The sequence below is a fragment of the Actinomadura meridiana genome (assembly GCF_039537545.1).
GTDB lineage: Bacteria > Actinomycetota > Actinomycetes > Streptosporangiales > Streptosporangiaceae > Spirillospora > Spirillospora meridiana.
Window position 1 is genome coordinate 31,251 of record NZ_BAABAS010000033.1, and the last position, 16,303, is coordinate 47,553.

The window sequence follows — 16,303 nt, forward strand, 5'->3', positions numbered from 1 at the left end:
CCCCGGCACACGCCTGTTGTCCCGCGCGTGTCCGCCCACCTCTGCCGGGACACCCTACGCGGGCGGACACCTTCTCCCGATTCAGGTCCCTTGTCCACCCCTGGGGTGTGTAGGGATTCCCCTTGCATCGGGACCGATGTCCCTACGGATGCGGCGCGGAGCGAACTTTGCGGTGACATGCACACAAATGCATGCGATCGTTCCCGGGTCAACCATCCTCCGGCACTCCGGAGCTCCGCGGGCGTCACCCGTCCGGCGGAGCGAGCCCCCCTCCGCCGTCATCCCCCGAGGACGGCCGGTAGACAAGGAGACCGCGTGAGATCCACCAACGGACGCGCCAACAGGCGCGTCGTCACCAGCATCGCGCTGGTCAGCGCCGCGGCGACCGCGGTGATCGGCATGCAGGCCGTGCAGGCCGCCGCCTCTCCCGCCACACCCGCCAAGCCCCCCGCCCTGGGCAACCCCGGCCAGCGGCCGGCGAAGGTGAGCGCCACCGAGTACAAGGCGCTCGTCGGCAAGGCCAACGCGCAGCGGGACGCGACCGCGTCCGAGCTGAACCTTGGCGACAAGGTCGGCTTGCAGGTCAAGAGCGTCGTCAAGAACCAGGACGGCACCACCCACACCCGCTACACGAGCACGTATGACGGCCTGCGCGTCATCGGCGGCGACCTGATCGTCCACCGGGCGCCGTCCGGCTCGATCACCGGCGTCACGCAGGCGGCCACCAAGCCGATGTCGCTGGACACCGCGCCGAAGACGCTGGCGTCCACCAAGCCCGCCACGCCGAAGGCCGCGGGCAGCGTCGCGCCGCACAAGGTCGTCTGGATGGCCGACGACGGCAGCACGACCCTGGCCTGGGAGACGGTCCACGGCGGGATGCAGAAGGACGGCACCCCCAACCGCCTGCACGTCCTCACCGACGCCCGCAGCGGCAAGAAGATCATCGAGTGGCAGGGTGTCCAGACCGGCACCGGGCGGAGCATGTACTCCGGCACCGTCCAGCTGGGCACGTCGCAGTCGGGCGGCCAGTACGTCCTGCGCGACACCGGCCGCGGCAACCACGAGACCACCGACCTGCGCGGCGCCCAGTCGGGCCGGGGAACCCTGTTCACCGACGCCGACGACAACTGGGGCAGCGGCGCGTCGAGTGACCGCCAGACCGCCGGTGTCGACGCCGCCTACGGCGCGGGCGAGACGTGGGACTTCTACAAGACCGTGTTCGGCCGGGCGGGCATCCGCGGCGACGGCGTGGGCGCGTACTCGCGCACCCACTATGGCAACGCGTACGTCAACGCCTTCTGGGAAGACGGCTGCTTCTGCATGACGTACGGCGATGGTCAGGGCAACAGCCGCCCGCTGACCGAGCTGGACGTGGCCGGGCACGAGATGACCCACGGCGTCACGTCCAACACGGCGGGGCTGGTCTACCAGGGCGAGCCGGGCGGCCTGAACGAGGCCACGTCGGACATCATGGGAACGGCCATGGAGTTCTGGTCGAACAACACGACCGACGTCGGCGACTACTACATCGGCGAAGAGATCGACCTGTTCGGCAACGGCACGCCGCTGCGCTACATGGACAAGCCGAGCAAGGACGGCAACTCGCTGGACTCCTGGTCGTCGCGTGCGGGCAGCGTGGACGTGCACTACTCGTCCGGCATCGCCAACCACTTCTACTACCTGCTGTCCGAGGGCAGCGGGCAGAAGGTCATCAACGGCGTCACCTACAACTCGCCGACGTCCGACGGCAAGCCGGTGACGGGCATCGGCCGGGAGAAGGCCACGGCCATCTGGTACAAGGCCCTCACCGAGCAGATGCGGTCGAACACCAACTACGCCGACGCCCGCCGCTCGACCCTCGCCGCCGCGTCCGCCCTGTACGGCGCGAACAGCGCCGAGTACAACGCGACCGCCAACGCGTGGGCCGGTGTCAACGTCGGCAGCCGGGTGTCCGACCCGGGCGACCCCGGTGACCCGGGCGACCCCGGCGACCCCGGTGACCCGGGCACCACCTGGGCCGCGGACACCTCGTACAACGCCGGCGACATCGTCACCTACGACGGCGTGCAGTACAAGTGCCTCCAGGCCCACACCGCCATGCCCGGCTGGACGCCGCCGAACGTCCCGGCCCTGTGGGAAGCGGTCTGACGGTAGCGAACTGAACAACCTTTCCTTCCGGTGTCGCAGTGCCCGTGCTCCCACGGGCACTGCGGCATTTTCAACGGAAGTCGTTCTCGTTGAGCGGGATCACCCAGGCGCGCCGCTCGGCGATCTTTCCGTCCCGCAGGACGAAGACCTCGGCCATGGACATGCGCATCTCGCCGCCCGCGGCCCGCCTCGCGACGCCGGTCATCTCCGCCATGACGACGTCGCCCTGCTCGACCAAGCGCACCACCTCCAGCTCGGGCGGGTCGATGAACTCGGGCGCGCCGTCGATGGCCTTGTCGTAGGCCTCCTTGCCGGTCAGCCGGAAGGCGCCGAAGACCGTCCACTGGATGTCGTCGGTCAGACAGGACAGGATCTGCTCGTGATCGTTCTTGCGGAAGCCGTCCAGGTACCTGGTGACGGTCTCGCCGTTGCGCGACATGGCTGGGCCCCCTCGATCAAGTGATTGCACTATGCAAGCGCTCAGATCGTGCCAGAAGTGGTTATAAAGTGCAAGCAGGTCGAACTGGAGGTGCCATGGCCGACGGACCGCGTTCCGCATGTCCCATCAACGCAGCGGTCGAGGTGCTCGGGGACCGCTGGACCCTGCTCGTCCTACGGGACATCCTCTTCGGCGACCGCCGCCACTTCCGCCAGTTGCAGTCGCTGTCGGCGGAGCGCATCGCGTCCAACATCCTGGCCGACCGGCTGCGCGCCCTGGTCGAGGCGGGCCTGCTCACCCGCGACGATCCGGGACGCGGACGCCGCGCGACGTACACGCTGACCGAGCCCGCGATCCAGCTCGTCCCCCTGATCGTGCAACTCGGCGGGTGGGGGGCGCGGAACCGTCCGACCAGCCCCGAGGCGCGCGCGGGCGCCGAACTGATGGAGGCGGGCGGCCCGGAACTCTGGGACGAGCTGATGGCCGAACTCCGCGAACGCCATCTGGACGTTCCCCGGCCACCGTCCGACGGCCCCACCGCCACCGACCGCCTGGCCGCCGCCTACGCCGACGCCCTCGCGCGCTGACTAGCCCTTGGGCAGGGGGATGGCGGTGAACACGCCGTCCGGGTCGACTCTCGCCTTGATCTCCAGCAGCCGAGCCGCGTTGCCGCCGAAGGCGTGCGCGATCTGCTCGGTGTCGTCCGGGGCGAGCATGTTGGCGTAACCGCCCGGCAGCGAATGCGGCGCGATCTTCGCCGAGGTCGAGTCGGCCCAGGCCCGGTGCGGGGTCCCGTCCGTTCCGGCGGGCCAGACGGCGATGACCTCCACCGTCAGATGCGGCTCCCGCGTCCCGAAGGCGGTGTCGGCGACCGGCACACGGGTGGCGGCGTTTCGGAACTGATGGATCGAGAGCGCCGACATCGGCGACGGCAACGCGGCCCCGGCCTCCATGAGCGCCGCGGAGATCACCGGCGTCAGCCCGGCCACCGGACGGGTCCTTATGGAGACATGCCGCCCGTTCGGGAACAAGGCGTCGCGCCCACTGACAGCGGCCGCCAGCGGCATCGTGTCCAACTGCACGGCCAGTGGATCACCCAGCCGCCCAAGCGCCCGAACCGGCCCATCGGCCTCCGGATCACCGCACCAGGTGGGCAACAGCATCACGGTCGGCCCGCCGTCCGGACCCGCTGCCACGGCGGTCTGCACGGTCAACTCGTCCGGACCACTGAGAAGGATCTCCCGAAGCCCATCGAGCACCTGCTCCGCCTGGGCCCACGGATACATCACCACACCCGTCACCACAGACGGCATCGCATGCAACCGAAGCCGAACAGAAGTCACGACACCGAAGTTGCCCCCACCACCCCGCAACGCCCAGAACAGATCAGCCTCATGCTCAGCGTCAACCTGCACCAGCGAACCATCAGCCAGCACAACCTCAGCACCAAGCAGGTTGTCAGCAGCCAGCCCCACCCGCCCACCAAGCGGCCCATACCCACCACCAATGGTCAGCCCAACAATCCCAACAGCACCCACAGTTCCGGTAGCCGCGACGAGCCCGAACGGCTCCGCCGCCGCAAGCACATCATTAGCCGTAGCCCCACCCCCCACGTGAGCACGACTCCGCTCAGCATCAATCCGAACGTCCCGCATACCGCTCAGATCCAGCGTCAACCCACCGTCCCGAACCGCACGCCCAACCCAGTCGTGCCCACCACCCCGAACCGACAACGGCAGCCCGTACTCACGCGCCACCCGCACCCCCGCCTGGACGTCCCCCGCACTCCCACACCGCACCACAACCGCGGGCCGATGCTCGACGGCCCCGTTCCACACCGCAGCCGCAGCCTCATACTCAGCACCCTCGGTAACCACCCGCTCAGCAGAAATCCGCCGACGCAGCTCAGCAACGGCCTGCCCTACAGCCACGCTCTGTGTCGTCATGATTGCCATCCCCCTGTAGCGAAGTAAGTGCCCGATGGGAAACTATTAACACGCTCATCAGAGTGCAACTCTGATGAGTAAATACCCGGTCCGGGCAATCTAGAAGAGGTCCACCGTGTCATCGACATCAACCGGCCGCCGCGCCGAGTACGCCGAGCAGACCCGCGAGGCGATCATCACCGCCGCCCGGGAACTGTTCACCGAACGCGGCTACTTCGCGACGACCGTCAACCAGATCGCCGAACGGGCCAGGGTGGCCCCCGCCACCGTCTACGCCGTGACCGGCGGCAAACACGGCCTCATCGCCACCCTCGTCGACCGCTGGAGCACCGCCCCGATCGTCGCCGAACGCGGCGCCCTCATCACCGCGTCCCGCGACCCCCACGAGGCCCTCCGCCTCACCGCCGAGGCCGTCCGCGACATGCGCATCGCCTACGGCGACATCATGCAAACCGCCCGAAGCGTCGCCCCCCACGACAAGGCCGTAGCCGAGTCCCTCCAAACAGCCACAACCCGCTACCGCGCCTCCCTGAACTCCGTAGCCGACCACCTGAACAACCTCAACGCCCTAGGCGTAGACCTGAAAACCGCCCAAGACATCCTCTGGTTCCACTTCGGCTACACCGGCTTCGCCACCTTGGTAACCGAAACCAATTGGACCTACGAACAAGCCACGACCTGGCTGACCACCCAAACCGCCCAAGCTCTAAACCTCCACAAACCACGCGAACTCCACCCCGGCTGACCCAAACCCCGCCACCGTCGCGGCGATGGAGTTGGAGACCCTTCGCGGTTACGCCGCCGCGCTAGGCGGACACGTCGACATGACCATCAGCGTGGGCCCGCATTCCATCAGGGTGGCCTAACTCCGGGTGGCCGTCTCGCTGGTTGTCAGCCTTGGCGGGTGGGTCGGATGGTGATGTCGCCTATTTCGACGTCCTGGGGCTGTTCGATGGCGAACGCTATGGCGCGGGCGACGGCCTTCGGCTCGATCGCGAGTTCGTCCATGTCGCGGCGGATCCGCTCGCGAATTTCGAGGTTGTCGATCGAGTCGGCGAGTTCGGTGCGGACGTAACCCGGTGACACCGCCGTCGTCCGCAGCACACCATCGGTGGATTCCTGCCGCAGCCCTTCCAGAAGGGTGCGGACGGCGTTCTTGGTGGCGGCGTAGACGGCCTGCGAAGGGACGATCTTCAATCCGGCCGTCGACACCGTGGTCACCAGGTGCCCCTGGCCCTGGCGGCGAAAGACCGGTAGCGCGGCGCCGATGCCGTGCAGAACCCCACGCAGGTTGACGTCGATCATCGCGGACCATCCGGCCACGTCGAGATCGGCCACCGGCCCGATCCTGCTGGTGCCCGCGTTGCTCACCAGCACGTCGAGACGGCCGAACTCCGCCACGGCTCGTCCGACGAGCCGTTCGAGGTCCTCGCGCCGGGCGACGTCCGTCGCGCAGGCGACGGCCCGTCCACCGCCAGCACCGATCTCCTGGACGATCTCGTCGAGGCGCCCCGTCCGGCGCGCACCGAGAACGACGTCCGCGCCTCCCTCGGCGAGCAGCCGCGCGGTGGCCTCTCCAATGCCGCTGCTGGCTCCCGTGACGGCGACGACCTTGCCGCTGATACCCGCCATGAGAAGGCCCCCTCTCCCATAAACTGGACACGTGTCCGCTTGACGCAGATTAGCGGACACGTGTCCAGTTGGCTACTCGCCCAGCAGAGGAACGATGGACTCCACCCGCCGCCGCGCCGACGCGGCGGACAACCGCGCGCGGATCATCCACGCCGCCCGCGAGGCCCTCGCGCAGGCGGACGAGGTCAAGCTCAACGCGATCGCCAAGCGAGCGGGCGTCGGTCAGGGCACCCTCTACCGCCACTTCCCGACCCGCGAAGCGCTGCTCGCCGAGGTCTACCGCGAAGATGTGGACGAACTGGTGGCGGCCGCCCCAAAACTGCTCGCCGAACACGACCCGCTCACCGCCCTGGCCAGGTGGTTCGACCGCCTCGTCGAGTACGCGGAGGTCAAACGCGGAGTGCTCGCCGCTGTCGAGACGGCGGTGTGGAAGGACCTGTCCGCCCACAGCCTCGGCCCGATCGGCGACGCACTGACCGTCCTCCTGAACGCGGGCAAAGTCGACGGAACCATCCGCCCAGACGTCGACGCCCGCGATGTCATCCTCCTCGTCGGCTACCTGACCCGCCTCGAACAAGAAGAGTGGACCACCCGAGCCCGCCCCCTCCTCGACGTCATCCTCAACGGCCTACGCCGCGAGGAGAACACCTGAGCCCTTCCGACTGGCCCCGACCTGGCCAGCTGGACATCGCGCGAAAGCCCTCTGGTATACGACGACGCCCCCGGGGCAGGGTCCCGGGGGCATCGTGAGTCTGAGCCGCTAGTCCTCCATGCCTTCGGACTTGGCGACCAGGCGGGCCAGGACTGCGCTCGTCTCCTCCTGGCGCGCCGCCAACTTGCCGAACTCACCCATGATCAGATTGACGGCCGACCCCAGCTCCTGCCTGACCGAGCCGATCTCCTGCCTCAGCTCCTGCCTGACCGAGCCGATCTCTCGGTGGAGGTCGTCCTTGGTGACCAGGTTCTTGAGGTCGTCCTTGGTCACCAGGTCGGCGAGTGTGACCTGTTCGAGGGGCTTCGACGCCATGACAATCATGCTACCTCTCCTGTGTTTTCCCCGGCGGGATCACCGGGAGGGGGGAGCCCTCATCCTCCCATACTCTGACACTCTCTGTGCAACTCTGATCACTCATGGGTGCGGCTCGCTCGTGGGTGCTGCTGGCCGGGTGTTCCGGGACGAGTGTGGATATGGCGAAGCCCCGGCAGGCTGGGCCGGGGCTCTGTTGGGGGGCTCGTCAGAGGTTGAGTTCGTCGCGTTTCGCGCGAGTGAGGAGGGTGACGAAGGCATCGGGGGTGATCGTCAGGTGGCCGATGTGGGGGTTCTTGCTGTCGCGGATGCCGATGCCGGTGGGCAGGTCGGCGACTTCGACGCACACGCTCTGATCCCCGGTGCCGCTGTGGCTTGACTTCCGCCACATGGGGCTGCTCACTTGATGTCCTCCATAAGAGACTTGATGAGGTCGCGCGATGGGGCCTCCGGCAGGGCCTTCGCGCTGATGCGCTCGTACCTTACGGCATAGTTCATCACGTCTGCTGGGGATGACACCAGTCGTCCGCCTCCTGGTGATTCTGAGAATGCCACCTCTCCGAAGTTCGGGCCGCCCATCAGTTGGAAACTCCCGTCAAGCCCTAGGTGAGCTCCGACGTTCCAGGAACGTGGCACCACTCTGATGACTGCGTCCGGCAGTTCGGACAGGTCAAGGAGGTGCTGTAGTTGCGCTCGCATGATCTCGGGTGACCCGACAGGCCACTCCAAGCACGCCTGTGAGAGCAGAGCAGCCGTGTACGGCGGGGGTTGCCGATTGAAGACCGCTTGTCTGGCCAGTCTTTTTTGAACAGCCTCCTCCGGGTTGGGAGGGTTGCCTTCGTTGATCACCGCGCGAGCGTAGTCCTCGGTCTGGAAGAGACCGTGGATCAGTTGTGACGCGAAGATTCTGATGATGTCGGCTCGTTGTTCCAGGGCAAGGTACTGCGCGAACCACTGCGGGTCGTGGCCGATTGAGGCGTACCAGACAAGCAGGGAGAAAAGCCGACCCGCATTCCAGGCTTTGTCGAGCAGGGCGGCCTGTGTCCCGTCCAGCCGTTCCGCTCCGATTTCGATGCGGGACACCTCCGATTTGCTGCCCCTGATGATCCGTCCTACGGCCTCACCCGAGAGGCCGCGCTGGGTGCGTTGGAACCGCAGGTAGTAGGCGATGAAGTCCCACATGTTGTTCTTCGGCTGGGGTAGTTCGTCCGGTGATCGTTTTGTGGCCATCCCTTTGCTCCCCTGTCCCAGGCTTTCCCATGCCATGACCGTACGCGCGACAAGCTGGCCAATGGCGAGGAATCTGTGGCTCAGTTCACAACGGTTCTTGGAGGCCAGCTCATGGGAGTGGTGCGGAAGAAATCGGGCGTGTCCCGGCAATTTATGGCATCCCCGGTTGTGTCGGGGTTGGCTCGGGATCTTGTTTCTGGGGTCCTGCGTCAGTGGGGGATGCCATTGCTGATCTCGGACGCGGTTCTCGTCGTCGGGGAGCTCGTGGCGAACGCGGTGGCGGTGTCCGGGGTCGTGGACATGATCAAGGTGTACGTCGGGCTGGGACCGGGAGATGTCGTGCTCGGGGTGTGGGACGGGTGCGAGGGGCAGCCCGTGGTGCGGAAGGTCGAGATCTCGTTGGAGACGCTCGACCTCAGCGAGGAGAGCTTCGACGACAACGGTGGGCGGGGGCTCGCGATCGTGGAGGCCCTGGCCCGGCGGTGCTGGACCGTTCCCACGCCGCCATGCGGCAAATGGGTCTGCGCGGCACTCTCGCTGGACAGTTGCCAGTGATCGGGACCGTCCTGTGGTGAGGATGCGGCTTCAGCTGGACACAGCGGCTGACCCGAGTTCAGGCGGCGGCGTCGGTTCCCACGGTGATGGTGAACGTGGTGTGCATGGCCTTGGCGATGCGGTCCAGCATCGCCAGTGTGGGTATTCCTGCCCCGCCCTCAATGCGCGACAGCGCGGGCTGACTGATCCCGGCCCGTTCGGCCACCAGCGCCTGAGTGAGTCCAAGTTCGATGCGGCGTTCGCGGATCATGTCGCCGAGCCGCAGGTCAAGACCGGCCTGCTCGTACTCAGGATGAGGCGCCGCGTCCTCGCGCAGCCGCTTCTCCCGGTATGCCCTCCAGTTGCTGTGTCCCGCCATCACTGTTTCCTATCGTAGACGTGCCCTGCGGGTCCAAGGTGGGACGATTCGCAGAGCTTGCGCATGTCGACCGCCCTTGCGATGTCTCGCGGTTGTGAGCCGTTGCGGACCTTCTGGAACGCTGTCAGCAGCACTATGAGACGTCCCCGTCCGGTGGGAAGCCAGTACGTGATCCGCCATGTCGTGGTCTCGAGGAAGAGTCGAAGTTCCCGAACGCCGTCCTGTAACGACCTGGTGTGGTTCCCGTCGAGCACGTCACCGCGGTCGACCAGATAGTCGTCTACGTTGCGCAAGACACGGTGATACTGGGCGAAGGTCAACGTGTCCAACCATGCGACGACCTGAGGTTCCATCTCGATCTCGAACATGCGACTGATGGTATATACCGTCGATGGTAACCCTCGAATCGCCAGGCGTCCAGTGCCCAAGATCTTTTGGGGTTAGTCCCAGCGGGTGGTGCGTTGGCGTTTTGTGGCGCTGCGGCGCTTTTTGTTTTCCAGGCGGCGTTCGTTGATGCCTCGGGGGATCTTTTTTGGGATGCGCTTCTTGGGGGGTGGGGCTGTGGCCTCGGCTAGGAGGGTTGCGAGGCGGGTGCGGGCGGCGTCGCGGTTGCGTTGTTGGGAGCGGTATTCCTCGGCGCGGATGGTTAGGACGCCCCGGACCAGGCGGGTTGCGAGGCGTTCTAGGGCGCGTGTTCTGAAGGGCTCGGGGAGGGACGGGGAGTTCGCCACGTCGAAGGAGAGTTCGGCGGCGGTGGCGCTGGTGTTGACGTGTTGGCCGCCCGGGCCCGAGGAGCGGGAGAAACGCCAGCTCAGCTCGGACTCCGGGATGGAGAGCGAGCCGCGGACATGGATGGGGGCGGGCATGTTCCCATTGTCGCAGGGGCGTGTGATCTTGTCTTCCGAGTATCGGGGGGCGGCCGCGTGGCCCCGTGTGTGGGTCACGCGGCCGCTCTCCTTTTCGTCGGGTCCCTCCCCGCCCGGCCCGGCTGGGAGGGACCCCTCTGGCCCGGTTCGCCGGCCGCCCGCTCCCCCCAGAGCCCGGCCGGTCCCGGGTCAGGCCGAGGCGCCCGCGATGATCGCGTCGGCGGTCTTCTTGGCGGAGTCGGTCGGGATCGCGAAACCGACTCCGATGTTGCCGTTGCTGCCGCCGGACGTGGCGATGGCGGTGTTGACGCCGATCACCTGGCCCGCGGCGTTCACCAGGGCGCCACCGGAGTTGCCGGGGTTGATGGCGGCGTCGGTCTGGATCGCGTTCTTGATGACTGTTTGTTGCTGTTGGGAGAGTTGGCCCTGCAAACCCGGTGGGAGTTGCGGCTGTTCGTTGCCCTCGTTTACCTGGCGGTTCAGGGCGCTGACTATGCCGGATGTGACTGAGCCGTCCAGGCCCAGGGGGCTGCCTACTGCCAGGACCGTGTCGCCTACGGCTAGGGCTTTGCTGTTGCCGAGGGTTGCGGGCTTCAGGTCGGAGAGGTTCTGGGCCTTGACCACGGCTATGTCGGCGGTGGTGTCGGCGCCGAGGATCTCTGCGGGTGCTGTTCGGCCGTCAGCTAGTTTTACGGTCACCTGGCGGGCGCCCGATACCACGTGCGCGTTTGTGAGGATTGTTCCGTCTGAGCGGAGGATCACGCCGGAGCCGCCGCTTACGCCGGATGAGGTTTGCGCCTGGATTGATACGACGCTGGGTTGGACGGCGGCCGCCACCTGAGCGGTGGTGTTCTTCGCGGACGTTCCCGTCACGGTGGTTGGGCTTGAGTAGACGATGCCCTTGTCGGTCAGAGTTGTCGCGATGGCGGCTCCCGCGCCACCTGCTCCGAGGGCCAGTGCGGTGGCGGCCCCTACTGCGGCGAGCTTCCGTCGGGTCGTGCCGAGCAGGCTGTGGCGAGGTTGTTCCCACGGTGGCCACTGGTGCGGGTTGTCGGCGTTCATGCGGTCCCCCTTTTGCTCACTTGGAGACTGCGCAACGGGGCTGCATGGTGGCTGGAGCCAACCTGAAAGTGTCCTGAAGGTGGATGGCAACGAAAAACCGCGACCGGCGGGACGTGCGGCGTGGCGTCCCTCCGGCCGCGGTGCAGGGCGGCGGCTTGTCGCTGGCCAGGGCGCGGACTTCCGTTCCCCGTCGAGAACGGGGCGCGCCCTGTACCAACAGCTAAGCGCACCTAGCTGAACGCTTCCTGAACGTGTGCTTCAGTCGTCGTCCAAGGGCAGGACGACCCTGAACGTGGCGCCCTCGTTGGGGGCGGAGTCGGCCTCCACCAAGCCCTCGTGCGCGGCGACGAGGGCGGCGACGATGGCGAGGCCGAGGCCCGTGCCGCCGCCTGCGCGGGAGCGGGCCTCGTCGGCGCGGTAGAAGCGTTCGAAGACGCGTTCCGCCTGCTCGGGGGACAGACCGGGGCCCGCGTCGGCGACCTCTATCCGGACGGCGGGCGCGTCGCGAAGCGTGCCGGGGGATAGGCGCACGTTGACCGGTGTGCCCTCAGGGGTGTGCGTGAGCGCGTTCGTGAGGAGGTTGCCGAGGACCTGGCGTAGACGTGCCTCGTCCCCTCGGACCTGGTACGCCAGACCTCCCTCAACCGAGAGTTCGATCTTGCGCTCGGGTGCGAGAACTCTGGCCTCCTGGACAGAGTCGGCGGCGACGGCCAGGAGGTCGACCGGGCGGCGCTCGATGGGACGTTGGCGGTCCAGGCGGGCCAGGAGCAGGAGGTCTTCCACCAGGAGGCCCATCCGGGACGCGGCGTCCTCGATGCGGCCGATCAGGCGGTCCAGTTCGGCGGGGCTGCGGGCCGCGCCCTGCCGGTAGAACTCGGCGAAGCCGCGGATCGCGGTCAGGGGGGTGCGCAGTTCGTGGCTGGCGTCGGCGATGAACCGTCGCATTCGTTCCTCGGAGCGGAGTGCCGCCGCTTCTGATTCGGCGCGGGCGCCGAACGCGGCTTCGATCTGCGCGAGCATCGTGTTCAGCGAGCGGCCGAGGCGTCCCATCTCGGTGCGCGGGTCCGCCGGGGGGACGCGGCGGGACAGGTCGCCCGCGGCGATCGCGCCCGCTGTTTCCTCCACTGCTGAGAGGGGGCGGAGGCTGGCGCGGACGACCCACACGCCGAGCCCGAGCAAGACGCTCAGCACCAGCAGTCCCACGATCGCGTCGATCGCGACCAGGCGCCGGACGGTCCGGTCGATCTCCTCCAGGCTGAACGCGAGGATGAGCACGCCGCCCGCGACCGGCGCGGCCAGGATCCGCCACTGCGAACCGCCCGTCCCGGACACCGTGAACGGACGGTCGATGCGATCGTCCATGTCGGTGGGCAGCCGCGGATGGCCCGACTCGCTCCACGCCGAGTTCTGCCAGACGATTCCGCCGCTGGTGGCGCGGACCTGCGCGTACATCTCGCTCGGGATCCGGACGTTGATCTCCTGCTGTCCGCGCCGCAGCCCCTCCACGACCTGGTCGACGGCCCGTCCGACCGAGCCGCGCAGCTGGTCGTCGGCGCGTCCGACCAGGTACTGCCGCAGGACGGACGCCCCCGCCGCGCTCATCACCGTCATCCCGAGCGTGACCAGGACCATCATCCCGGCGATCAGCTTCACGCGCAGTGACGTGCGGCCCCACAGGCGGGACAGTTCGCGGCGCGGCCACCGGAACGGTCCTTTCCGGGGGGAGTGGGGGGTCGCCCCCCCACCAGAGAACGGTCCGGGGTGAGGACTGTCCGGCTGTTCCGGGGTCGTCGCGCGTACGGTCGCCGACGCCCGGAACCGCGTGGCCATCAATCAGCCCGATCTCGACGGCTCGCGCAGGACGTACCCGACGCCGCGCAGTGTGTGGATCAGCCGCGGCTCGGCGTTGTCGACCTTGCGGCGCAGCGCCGACACGTAGGACTCGACGATGCCCGCGTCGCCCCGGAAGTCGTAGTTCCACACGTGGTCGAGAATCTGCGCCTTCGACACGACTCGTCCCGCGTTGGCCATGAAGTAGCGCAGCAGCTTGAACTCGGTGGGCGACAGCTGGATGGCGCGGCCGCCGCGCCACACCTCGTGGCTGTCCTCGTCCAGCTCGACGTCGGCGAACACCATGCGCGGCGGCGGCTCGGTCAGGCCGCCTCGGAACCGCCGCAGGACGGCCCGGATGCGGGCGATGACCTCCTCCAGGCTGAACGGCTTGGTGACGTAGTCGTCCCCGCCGATCGTCAGGCCCTTGATCCGGTCCTGGACGGCGTCCCGCGCGGTCAGGAACAGCACCGGCGTGTGGTCGCCGCCGGACCGCAGCCGCCGCGCGACGTCGAAACCGTCGATGTCGGGCAGCATCACGTCCAGCACGATGAGGTCGGGACGGTACCGCCGCGCCGACTGCACCGCGTCCGCCCCGTTGGTGGCGGTGACCACCTCGAACCCGGTGAAGCGCAGGCTTCCGGCGAGAAGCTCCAGGATGTTGGGCTCGTCCTCGACGACCAGCAGGGTCGCCTCCGTCGCCCTGCCACCGTTCGCCGTACGTTCAACCAATGCCACAGTCCCCCTCCACGCTCAGGGCAGAGGTTCCCACTTCAACCTGAACGTCCCCTGAACGTTCGCCGGGAATCGCCCGCCTAGCGGTCGAGGGCGCGGATGGCGCGCATCGCCTCGCGGCGCGCGTCGCCGGACAGGACGTCGATGTAGACGCCTCCGCCCAGGTGGCCGCACTCGTGCTGGAGGCAGCGGGCGAAGTAGCCGGTGCCCTCGACGCGGAGCGGTTTGCCCTTCACGTCCACGCCTTCCACGACGGCGTGCGCATGCCGGGGCGTGTCGAAATGCAGGCCGGGGACGGAAAGGCAGCCCTCCGGTTCGACCAGCATCTCCCCGTCGGCGACCACGAGCGTGGGGTTGATGACGTGGCCGACGTGCCTGCGGCCCTTGTCGTCCTTGCAGTCGTACACGAACGCGCGCAGACTCACGCCCACCTGGTTCGCGGCCACGCCCGCGCCGTCCTCCTCGTACATGGTGACGAACATGTCGTCGACGAGGCGTTCCAGCGAAGCGTCGAACGTCCGGACCGGGTCGCACTCGGTCCGCAGGACCGGATCCCCGAGAAGTCTGATCGGACGGGCGGTTCCGTTCTGGGTATGGGTCCTCTTGCTCACCCCAGGATCTTATAAACGACTATGTCCGCCCTGGGGCCGACCCTGGGCGGACACGTCGCGACGAGCTACAACTCGATGGGACCCCGCTGCTGGGGCGGGATGGCCGGGCCGGGCGGAGGCGGCGCCGGGGCGCTCGGCTCGTCCAGGTCGTCGTCGATCCGCAGCGCGGGCTCGGCCTGCTGGACGGGTGCCGGGGCGTCCGCGACCGGCTCGGGCTTGAGCATGGACGGGGCGCCCCCACCGCCGGACGCGGGCTTGGCCGCGGGCGGCTTGGACGCGGCCGGAGCGGGCGGCCCCTGCTTGCGGGGGGCGCTCTGCCGGACGGCGTCCTCGACCATCTTCTCCAGCGGGCCCGCCTCGTTCTCCGCCGTGAGCAGCCGGTGCAGGGTCTCGCTGATCTCGGTGAGGCGTTGCAGGGCCTGCGTGTGGTTCTTGGTGAGCGAGGTCAGCCGGTGGGTCGCGCCCTCGTTGATCACGCTGGCACGGCGCTCGGACGCGGTGAGGGTGCGCTCGGCCTCAAGCCGCGCGCTCGTCACCGTCTGCTCGGCCTCCTGCTTGGCGGCCGACAGGACGCTCGCGGACTCCCGCTCGGCGGAGTCGAGCACGTTGTCCGCCTTCTCCTGCGCCTGGGCGAGGTTCTTGTCGGCGTGCGAGCGGGCGTCGTCGATGATCCGGTTGGACTCGTGCTCGGCGTCCTCGCGGATCTCCGCGCCCTTGGCCTCGGCCTGGGCCACCTTGTCCTGGGCCTCGTCCTCGGCCAGGTTGATGATCTGGCGGAGCCGGTCGCTCAGATCGTCGCCGGTGGGCTTGCGCGCCTCCCGTAGCTCGGCCATCTCGCGGCGGAGCCGCTCGGAGTCGTCGTGGGCGCGGGCGAGCCGCGCCTCGAGCTCGCGGTTCTTATGGACGAAGCGGGCGATGTAGTCGTCGACCTGGCGGCGGTTGTAGCCGCGCATGACGATCTCGAACTCGTACGTGTCTTCTTGGAGGAGGTTCGGCAGGATTTCGGCTTCGTTGCTCATGATGCCTTGGGGGTCGTTGGCGGGGGTGATCACCCCGTCAGGGTCGGTAGCTCTCCTCGCCCGCCGGTGCGCGGGTCCACATGTGGAAACGTCAGGATGACTCTTGTCCGGTCCACCCCATTCGCGCAACCCGAACGCGCTTCTCGCTGTGGTTTCTTCACCTGATAGAAGCGACAAACTATCCAATCCCGGAAAATTCACGTCTTCCTGGGGACGGAGCGTCGGGGCGGCGCGTCGGGCGGCGCGCCGCGGACCCCGTCGCGTGGCGGGGACGCGGCGGGTCCTAGCATCGGCCGCATGACCTACCTCGGATCGTTGGGTGAGGACCGGCCGGACGTCCACCCGGAGGCGTGGATCGCGCCCGGCGCGGTCGTCGTCGGACGGGTCGTGCTGGGCCGCGCGTCCAGCGTCTGGTACGGCTCGGTGCTGCGCGGCGACGACGAGGAGATCGTCGTCGGCGAGGAGTGCAACATCCAGGACCTCAGCTGCCTGCACGCCGACCCGGGGACGCCCGCCGTCCTGGAGGACCGGGTCAGCCTCGGCCACAAGGCGATGGTGCACGGCGCCCATGTCGAGACGGGCTCGCTCATCGGCATCGGCGCGATCGTCCTGAACGGCGCGCGCATCGGGGCCGGGACGCTCATCGCCGCGGGCGCGCTGGTGCCGCCCGGCAAGACGATCCCCTCCGGGGTGCTCGTCGCAGGGACGCCGGGACGGGTCGTCCGGGAGCTGACCGATGACGACCGGCTCGTCCTGACGCACACGCCCGAGGTGTACGCGGAGAAGGCGCGGCGGCACCGGGCCGCCGCCTGGGACTGACGTCCCGGCCGCGACGTCCTGGCGGC

Annotated in this window: 20 protein-coding genes and 1 pseudogene; 6 read left to right on the forward strand and 15 right to left on the reverse strand. The window is 68.2% G+C overall.

The features are described 5' to 3' along the window. The first annotated feature begins 315 nt into the window (after window positions 1-315). Window positions 316-2,148, forward strand: coding sequence for a M4 family metallopeptidase (locus ABD808_RS37360; protein WP_344907936.1), 1,833 nt, complete (start codon window positions 316-318; stop codon window positions 2,146-2,148). A gap of 70 nt (window positions 2,149-2,218) precedes the next feature. On the opposite strand, the gene ABD808_RS37365 is transcribed toward ABD808_RS37360, so the two are convergent. Next, window positions 2,219-2,587 (reverse strand): nuclear transport factor 2 family protein, encoded by a 369-nt coding sequence (locus ABD808_RS37365; protein WP_344907938.1) that lies wholly within the window; start codon window positions 2,585-2,587, stop codon window positions 2,219-2,221. 95 nt (window positions 2,588-2,682) lie between these two features. On the opposite strand from ABD808_RS37365, the gene ABD808_RS37370 reads away from it, so the two are divergent. Further along, window positions 2,683-3,174 (forward strand): winged helix-turn-helix transcriptional regulator, encoded by a 492-nt coding sequence (locus ABD808_RS37370; RefSeq protein ID WP_344907941.1) that lies wholly within the window; start codon window positions 2,683-2,685, stop codon window positions 3,172-3,174. On the opposite strand, the gene ABD808_RS37375 is transcribed toward ABD808_RS37370, so the two are convergent. Both ABD808_RS37375 and ABD808_RS37380 read right to left on the reverse strand, forming a co-directional pair. Beyond that, the gene (locus ABD808_RS37375; RefSeq protein ID WP_344908064.1) at window positions 3,175-3,900 is read right to left on the reverse strand and encodes a BBE domain-containing protein; all 726 of its coding nucleotides are present in this window, start codon (window positions 3,898-3,900) and stop codon (window positions 3,175-3,177) included. Window positions 3,901-4,005: 105 nt separating this feature from the next. Further along, window positions 4,006-4,542 (reverse strand): annotated as a pseudogene (locus ABD808_RS37380) (FAD-binding oxidoreductase); the annotation flags it as partial. A gap of 106 nt (window positions 4,543-4,648) precedes the next feature. Between ABD808_RS37380 and ABD808_RS37385 the strand changes: the two are divergent. Further along, window positions 4,649-5,278, forward strand: coding sequence for a TetR/AcrR family transcriptional regulator (locus ABD808_RS37385; protein ID WP_344907944.1), 630 nt, complete (start codon window positions 4,649-4,651; stop codon window positions 5,276-5,278). Between the two features lie 146 nt (window positions 5,279-5,424). Here the strand turns inward: ABD808_RS37385 and ABD808_RS37390 are convergent, their stop codons facing one another. Then, window positions 5,425-6,165 carry an SDR family oxidoreductase gene (locus ABD808_RS37390; protein WP_344907947.1) on the reverse strand — a complete coding sequence of 247 codons (741 nt, stop codon included), beginning with the start codon at window positions 6,163-6,165 and terminating at the stop codon, window positions 5,425-5,427. Window positions 6,166-6,259: 94 nt separating this feature from the next. On the opposite strand from ABD808_RS37390, the gene ABD808_RS37395 reads away from it, so the two are divergent. Then, entirely contained in the window at window positions 6,260-6,817 is a 558-nt protein-coding gene (locus ABD808_RS37395; RefSeq protein WP_344907950.1) for a TetR/AcrR family transcriptional regulator, read from the forward strand. Between the two features lie 108 nt (window positions 6,818-6,925). Here ABD808_RS37395 and ABD808_RS37400 read toward each other — a convergent pair whose 3' ends face one another. The 3 genes from ABD808_RS37400 to ABD808_RS37410 form a co-directional block, all read right to left on the reverse strand. Continuing rightward, complete coding sequence (locus tag ABD808_RS37400) at window positions 6,926-7,192, reverse strand: hypothetical protein (RefSeq protein WP_344907953.1); 267 nt, start codon at window positions 7,190-7,192, stop codon at window positions 6,926-6,928. A 208-nt stretch (window positions 7,193-7,400) separates the two neighbouring features. Beyond that, window positions 7,401-7,583 carry a DUF397 domain-containing protein gene (locus tag ABD808_RS37405; RefSeq protein WP_344908065.1) on the reverse strand — a complete coding sequence of 61 codons (183 nt, stop codon included), beginning with the start codon at window positions 7,581-7,583 and terminating at the stop codon, window positions 7,401-7,403. 8 nt (window positions 7,584-7,591) lie between these two features. After that, complete coding sequence (locus ABD808_RS37410) at window positions 7,592-8,422, reverse strand: DUF5753 domain-containing protein (protein ID WP_344907955.1); 831 nt, start codon at window positions 8,420-8,422, stop codon at window positions 7,592-7,594. A gap of 153 nt (window positions 8,423-8,575) precedes the next feature. Between ABD808_RS37410 and ABD808_RS37415 the strand changes: the two genes are divergently transcribed. Further along, window positions 8,576-8,977, forward strand: coding sequence for an ATP-binding protein (locus tag ABD808_RS37415; RefSeq protein WP_344907958.1), 402 nt, complete (start codon window positions 8,576-8,578; stop codon window positions 8,975-8,977). Between the two features lie 58 nt (window positions 8,978-9,035). Here the strand turns inward: ABD808_RS37415 and ABD808_RS37420 are convergent, their stop codons facing one another. From ABD808_RS37420 to ABD808_RS37455, 8 genes are all read right to left on the reverse strand, one after another. Beyond that, on the reverse strand, window positions 9,036-9,335 hold the full coding sequence (locus ABD808_RS37420) for a helix-turn-helix domain-containing protein (protein WP_344907960.1): 300 nt from the start codon (window positions 9,333-9,335) through the stop codon (window positions 9,036-9,038). Beyond that, a complete protein-coding gene (locus ABD808_RS37425; RefSeq protein WP_344907962.1) occupies window positions 9,335-9,703 on the reverse strand; it encodes a type II toxin-antitoxin system RelE/ParE family toxin in 369 nt (122 codons plus the stop codon). The genes ABD808_RS37420 and ABD808_RS37425 overlap by 1 nt, the downstream gene beginning before the upstream one ends. A 72-nt stretch (window positions 9,704-9,775) precedes the next feature. Beyond that, window positions 9,776-10,201 carry an alternative ribosome rescue aminoacyl-tRNA hydrolase ArfB gene (arfB, locus tag ABD808_RS37430; protein WP_344907965.1) on the reverse strand — a complete coding sequence of 142 codons (426 nt, stop codon included), beginning with the start codon at window positions 10,199-10,201 and terminating at the stop codon, window positions 9,776-9,778. Between the two features lie 189 nt (window positions 10,202-10,390). Further along, window positions 10,391-11,263 carry a S1C family serine protease gene (locus tag ABD808_RS37435; RefSeq protein ID WP_344907967.1) on the reverse strand — a complete coding sequence of 291 codons (873 nt, stop codon included), beginning with the start codon at window positions 11,261-11,263 and terminating at the stop codon, window positions 10,391-10,393. Window positions 11,264-11,521: 258 nt separating this feature from the next. Continuing rightward, the gene (locus ABD808_RS37440; RefSeq protein ID WP_344907970.1) at window positions 11,522-12,916 is read right to left on the reverse strand and encodes a sensor histidine kinase; all 1,395 of its coding nucleotides are present in this window, start codon (window positions 12,914-12,916) and stop codon (window positions 11,522-11,524) included. Window positions 12,917-13,096: 180 nt separating this feature from the next. Continuing rightward, window positions 13,097-13,825, reverse strand: a complete 729-nt coding sequence (locus ABD808_RS37445) for a response regulator transcription factor (RefSeq protein WP_344908068.1) — start codon at window positions 13,823-13,825, stop codon at window positions 13,097-13,099. A gap of 83 nt (window positions 13,826-13,908) precedes the next feature. Further along, window positions 13,909-14,439 carry a peptide deformylase gene (gene def, locus ABD808_RS37450; protein WP_344907973.1) on the reverse strand — a complete coding sequence of 177 codons (531 nt, stop codon included), beginning with the start codon at window positions 14,437-14,439 and terminating at the stop codon, window positions 13,909-13,911. A 65-nt stretch (window positions 14,440-14,504) separates the two neighbouring features. Further along, window positions 14,505-15,491 (reverse strand): DivIVA domain-containing protein, encoded by a 987-nt coding sequence (locus tag ABD808_RS37455; RefSeq protein WP_344907976.1) that lies wholly within the window; start codon window positions 15,489-15,491, stop codon window positions 14,505-14,507. Window positions 15,492-15,755: 264 nt separating this feature from the next. Between ABD808_RS37455 and ABD808_RS37460 the strand changes: the two genes are divergently transcribed. Continuing rightward, entirely contained in the window at window positions 15,756-16,277 is a 522-nt protein-coding gene (locus tag ABD808_RS37460) for a gamma carbonic anhydrase family protein (protein ID WP_344907979.1), read from the forward strand. Window positions 16,278-16,303: the final 26 nt, after the last annotated feature.